The following is a 5,494-nucleotide window of genomic DNA, read 5'->3' as shown; positions in this document are numbered from 1 at the left end:
CCTCGGCGGCCCGCTCGGCCGCGGCATCCAGCACTGGCCGTGGATCAGCCTGCACGACGAGGCCGCCGCGATCGTGCACCTGCTCGGCTCCACCCTCAGCGGCCCGGTCAACCTCGTCGGACCGGCCCCGACCTCGGCGAACGACGTGATCCGGGCCGTCACGGTCGCCCTGCACCGCCCGTTCCTCCTGCCGGTGCCGGAGTTCGCGCTGACATTCGCGCTCCGTGACGCCGCCCGCCAGCTGCTCCTCGCCGACCAACGGGTGAGCAGCGCCCTGCTGCAGGGCGACGGCTTCGTGTTCCGGCACGGCACGGTCGCCGAGGCCGTCGACGCGATGCTCGCCGAGGCGTGACCCGGCTGCGCGGCTCCACCGAGTGATGTCGCCGCCACGCCCCACCCTCATCCGGGGTGATATTGCCTCGTTTTCCGCTACGCTGAGGCACAGGTCGCACCATCGTCGAGGGAGGCCGTCAGGCCAGACGTCGGGGGTAGCAGGTGCAGGTTTCCAGAGCACGCGGCTCCCGATCCCGTGTTCGACGGGTGGCCGCAGTGCTTGCCATGGTTCTGGCGCTGGCGCTTCCCCTGGCCACGCCGGCAACGGCCGCACGGGCCACCCCCACAACCTCGGCCACCGCCACCGCTACGGCCACGGAATCGGCAACGGCAACGGCAACGCCGGAACCTGCGCCGACGCCCGCCGTGACGGTGACGCCGGCGCCCGCGACGGACGGCGCTCCCGTCAGCCTCGAGCCGACCGCCGGAGCGTACTTCGGGTCGATCCTCGACTGGAGCGGTGACAGCGCCACCGAGCAGGCGTCCCGCCTCGGCTCCCCGAGCGCTTTCTACGAGCACTCCGTCTCGATGCCGATGTCCGACGCCGACACGAGCTACAGCGCCCAATTCCTGCAGAAGACGAACGGTGCCGGCTCCCTCCCGTTACTCACCATCCGACCGACGACGAGCCTTCTGGCGATCACTGCGGATGCCGCGACGCGGCTGGTCGACGGCATCGCGGCCGCGCGGGGCACCAGCACCGCCCCGCTGTACCTGCGCTTCGCCCCCGACATGAACAGCACCTGGGTGTCCTGGGGACAGCAGCCCTCCGCATACCGCCAGGCCTTCGCCGCCGTCGCCGACGTCGTGCACCGCCGTCTGCCCGGGGCCGTGATGGTGTGGTCGCCGAACTGGGGAGGCGGGTATCCGTTCACCGGGACCCGGGCCGCGGACACCGACACGCTCCGCGAGCTCGACACCAACCGGGACGGCTCCGTCGACGGCGGCGACGACGCGTACGCCCCCTACTATCCCGGCGCCGTCGCCGACTGGGTGGGGCTCTCGGTGTACCACGACGACACCGCGGGAGGCGACGCCCGCAACACCGTTCCGCGCGACGGCGAGCTGCTCGCCCGCCTCGGCTCCCCCGCCGCAGACGCCGCAGGCGACGACGACTTCTTCGGCCGGTATTCGACGGCGACCGGCACGCCGTTCCTCTTGGAGACCGCGGCGTTCTACAGTCCCTCAGCGGGCGGCCCCGGCGAACTCGCGATCAAGCAGAACTGGTGGCGCCAGGTCTTCGCCGCCGTCGCCGACCCGCGATACGCCACGCTCAAGGCCGTGCTCTGGCAGGACACCACGGCGACCCGTGCGGTCGTCGGCGGGACCTTCGTCGACTGGAGCGTGACACTCGGCGACAACACCCGGGCCGCCTTCGCTGCCGACCTTGCCGCAAGCGACCTCACGCTCGGCCCGCTGTTCGCGCCGACGACGACGAACGAGGCCGGGGCATCTGCCACCGGACCGGGGGTGACCATCGGCGGCTGGTGGGCCTGGCTCGTGGCCGCGCTCGTGATCGCCGCAGTCACGCTGCTTTTCGCGCTCGCGGTCGCGCGGCGCGGCCGGTCGGCGCTGAGCTATGACGGCCCGACCGACCGGGACCTGCGCATCGACCTGATGCGCGGCCTCGCGATCGTGTTCGTCGTGGTCAACCACATCGGCCTGGTCTCCCTGTTCCAGGAGATCACCCAGGAGGCCATCGGAATCGTCTCCGGCGCCGAGCTGTTCGTGTTGTTCGCCGGCGTCGTGCTCGGCATGGTCTACCGGCCCAAGATCGCCATGAGCGGCATCGGCGAGGTGGTCATCCGAACCAGCCGGCGCGCCTGGAAGCTGTACTACACCGCCCTCGCCGTAGTGATCCTGATCTTCGCGGTGAGCCTGCTGCCCTTCGTCAACGCCGGCTACCTCACGACGTTCACCGACCAGGGCACCGGGGCGCGAGGCAGTTCGGCGTCGGGCCACGTCTACGACCTCTATGCCAACGCCGGGCAACTGCTGACCTACCCGGTGAACCCGCACATCCTCCTCGACCTGGCACTCCTCCGGCTCGGGCCGTGGCAGTTCAACGTGATGGGCCTGTACGTCGTGCTGCTCCTGGTCTGCCCGCTCGTGCTGTGGGCGTTGTCGAAGCGGTGGTGGGTGCCGGTGCTCGCGCTCAGCTGGGGCTTGTACCTGTTCAACGCGCTCGCGGGGGTGCGTCTGTTCCCCTCCGAGTTCGAGGACTCGTTCCCGCTGCTGACCTGGCAGGTGCTCTTCGTCACGGGAATCGTGGCCGGGTACCACCGTGTCGCCCTGCTCCGCTGGTTCGCCTCGCGGTGGGGCCTCGTGGCCGCTGCGGTGATCGTGCTGCTCGCGACAGCGTTGATGTTGTTCTCCTGGAGCAACCCGTATCTCCCCAGCGCCTTCTCCGTTCGCCTCGGACTCGTTCCTGACGCGCTCTTCCGCTCGATCTACGGCGCATTCTTCGGGCGCACCAACCTCGAGCCCGGTCGTCTCCTCAACGTGATGCTCGTGGTCGTCAGCCTCTACGCCCTGGTCAGCGCATACTGGCGTCCGATCCGGCGCGCCCTCGGCTGGTTCCTGATCCCGCTCGGGCAGGCCACCCTCTACGTCTTCATCATGCACGTGTTCTTCGCCCTGATCGCCGCCAACATCCCGGCGCTCCAGGACGGGAACGTGTGGCTGAACACCGGCGCATACGTCGTCATCCTGGCGCTCCTCTGGGTGATGGTCAGGACGAAATTCCTGTTCCGGATCGTGCCGCGATGAATCGTGCCGCGATGAGAGGGGTGCTCCGATGAGCCGGATGCTGGCACTGCGGATCGTGGTCGTGCTCACGCTCGCGCTCGGTATCAACTACGTGGCGTGGCGCTGGATGTTCTCGCTCAACTGGGACGCGTGGTGGATCGCCGTCGCCCTCGTCGCCGCCGAAACGTACAGCCTGATCGACGTCAGCCTCTTCGGCATGATGATGTGGCGCGCGTACACCCGCCCGGCACCGCCGGCGCCTCCCGCGGACGCGACCGTCGACGTGCTGATCGCCACGTACAACGAGCCGATCGACCTCGTGATGACGACGGCACTCGCCGCGCGGGAGATCACCTTCCCCCATCGCACCTGGGTGCTCGACGACGGCGCCCGGCCGGAGCTCGCAGCGGCGGCGGCGGCAGCCGGCATCGACTACCTCTCGCGGGGAACCGAATGGATCGACCGGCCGCGCCACGCGAAGGCCGGGAACGTCAACAACGCGCTGATGGAGACCCAGGGCGAATTCCTGCTCATCCTCGACGCCGACCAGATCCCCCGGCCGGAGATCCTCGACCACACCCTCGGTTACTTCACCGACGACAAGGTCGCGCTCGTGCAAACCCCGCAGGTTTTCAGCAACGTCACTGTCGAGGACCCGCTCGGCAGCCAGGCGCCCCTGTTCTACGGCCCGATCCAGCAGGGCAAGGACGGCTGGAATGCCGCCTTCTTCTGCGGATCGAACGCCGTGCTGCGCCGCGAGGCCCTGATGCACCTCGGCATTCTCGGGTACGTGCGCGAGGTGGAGGGTTCCGTGCGCACCGCGCTCCGCGACGCGAGCCGTGTGGTGCGGGGTGCCCGCCGGCATCCGGCCGCCCGCAACCCCGCGGTCGCGCACGCCCTCACGGAAGTCACCCACGCGATCAGGCAGGCGCGTGCCGCGATCCGGCGCGACGAGCCGCTCGCCGAAGTCACGTTCGTGCTGCACGAGCGGGTGGATGCCGCGGCCGCCGGCATTGTGGTCGGCGAGGTGACGTCGCTCGCGGACGACCTGCGCGAGATCAGCGAGTTGGCCGGCACACCGGACTCGCCGTACCTCCTCGACATCGATGAGACGGTCGCGAGGCTCGCCACCCGCGAGCTCTCACCGTTCAAGGCGCTCGAGGCCGTACGCTCGGCCCTCGACACGATCGCGATCGACCGCGGCCACGAGGCCCAGCCGGTGATGCCGCTCGCGACCATCTCGGTCACCGAGGACATGGCCACGTCGATGCGGCTGCACGGCCTCGGCTGGAAGAGCGTCTACCACAACGAGCTGCTCGCGGACGGGCTCGCCCCCGAAGACGTGGGCACGATGCTCACCCAGCGGCTGCGCTGGGGCCAGGGCACCATGCAGGTCTTCCTCAGGGAGAACCCGCTGCTGCAGTGGAAGATGAGCCTGCCACAGCGCCTGATGTACTTCGCCACGATGTGGAGCTACCTCTCCGGTTATGCGGCGGTCATCTATTTCGCGGCGCCGATCGTGTTCCTCGTCTTCGGGATCCTGCCGGTGTCCACCAATGCCTGGGACTTCTTCCTGAGGTTCATCCCGTTCATGATCGCCAACCAGCTCCTGTTCTTCGTGGCCGCGCGGGGTATCCCCACCTGGCGGGGCCAGCAGTACAGCCTCGCCCTGTTCCCGGTGTGGATCGACGCCTGCACCACCGCCTTCAACAACGTCGTGCTCGGCATCCCGCTCAACTTCGCCGTGACGCCGAAGACAAGGCAGGCTCACACCGGACCGCAGTGGCACCTGATCAAGCCGCAGATCACGGTGATGGTGATGCTCGTCGTCGCGATCATCGTCGGTTGTGTGCGCCTGTTCGTCAACGGCGCCGAACCGATCGGCACCGGGGTCAACATCGGCTGGGCCGTCTACGACCTCGTCGTCCTGAGCGTGTTGTTCAAGGCGGCCACCTACCAAGGCTTCACCCCTGAGGCCGCACCAGAGGAGCACCCAGAGCAATGAATTTCCGGACTGAAACGATAGCCGGCAACGTGGCGGCCATTCGCGCGGACGGCCGACTCAACATGGTCTCCGCGCCGCTGTTGCGCGAGGTGGTGTCCGCAGCGATCGCCGCGGGGACGGTGCGGATCGTCGTCGACCTGAGCGGGGTCGACTTCATGGATTCGTCAGGGCTCGGAGCCCTCATCGGCGGCCTGAAGGTCGCCAGGCAGGCCGGCGGGGACCTCCGCATCGCCGGTGCGACGCCGCAGGTCGCGCTCGTGTTCGAGCTGACCCATCTCGACCGCATCCTGCAGAACCACGCGACCGCAGAGACCGCATACCGTGACTGATTCCGACACCACCCTGGCGCTCAGCACTCCGCCCGACGATATCGACACCGTGCAGGACTTCGTCCAGCGCGTGCTCGAG

At 68.9% G+C, this 5,494-nt stretch carries 4 protein-coding genes; all 4 read left to right on the top strand.

All coding sequences use genetic code 11. The features are described 5' to 3' along the window. On the top strand, positions 1 to 352 hold a 352-nt coding region (locus QN345_RS15035; RefSeq protein ID WP_323508816.1), incomplete at its 5' end, for a DUF1731 domain-containing protein. Positions 353 to 540: 188 nt separating this feature from the next. Continuing rightward, positions 541 to 3,102 carry an OpgC family protein gene (locus tag QN345_RS15030; RefSeq protein WP_323508815.1) on the top strand — a complete coding sequence of 854 codons (2,562 nt, stop codon included), beginning with the start codon at positions 541 to 543 and terminating at the stop codon, positions 3,100 to 3,102. Between the two features lie 28 nt (positions 3,103 to 3,130). Further along, positions 3,131 to 5,086, top strand: coding sequence for a glycosyltransferase (locus tag QN345_RS15025; protein ID WP_323504572.1), 1,956 nt, complete (start codon positions 3,131 to 3,133; stop codon positions 5,084 to 5,086). Beyond that, complete coding sequence (locus tag QN345_RS15020) at positions 5,083 to 5,415, top strand: STAS domain-containing protein (RefSeq protein ID WP_134559758.1); 333 nt, start codon at positions 5,083 to 5,085, stop codon at positions 5,413 to 5,415. Before QN345_RS15025 ends, QN345_RS15020 begins: the two co-directional genes overlap by 4 nt. Positions 5,416 to 5,494 lie beyond the last annotated feature (79 nt).

The organism is Cryobacterium sp. 10I1 (genome assembly GCF_035019805.1).
In the GTDB taxonomy this organism is placed as follows: domain Bacteria; phylum Actinomycetota; class Actinomycetes; order Actinomycetales; family Microbacteriaceae; genus Cryobacterium; species Cryobacterium glucosi.
Note: the sequence above shows the minus strand (reverse complement) of the source record. Positions and strands in the feature narration are given on the sequence as shown.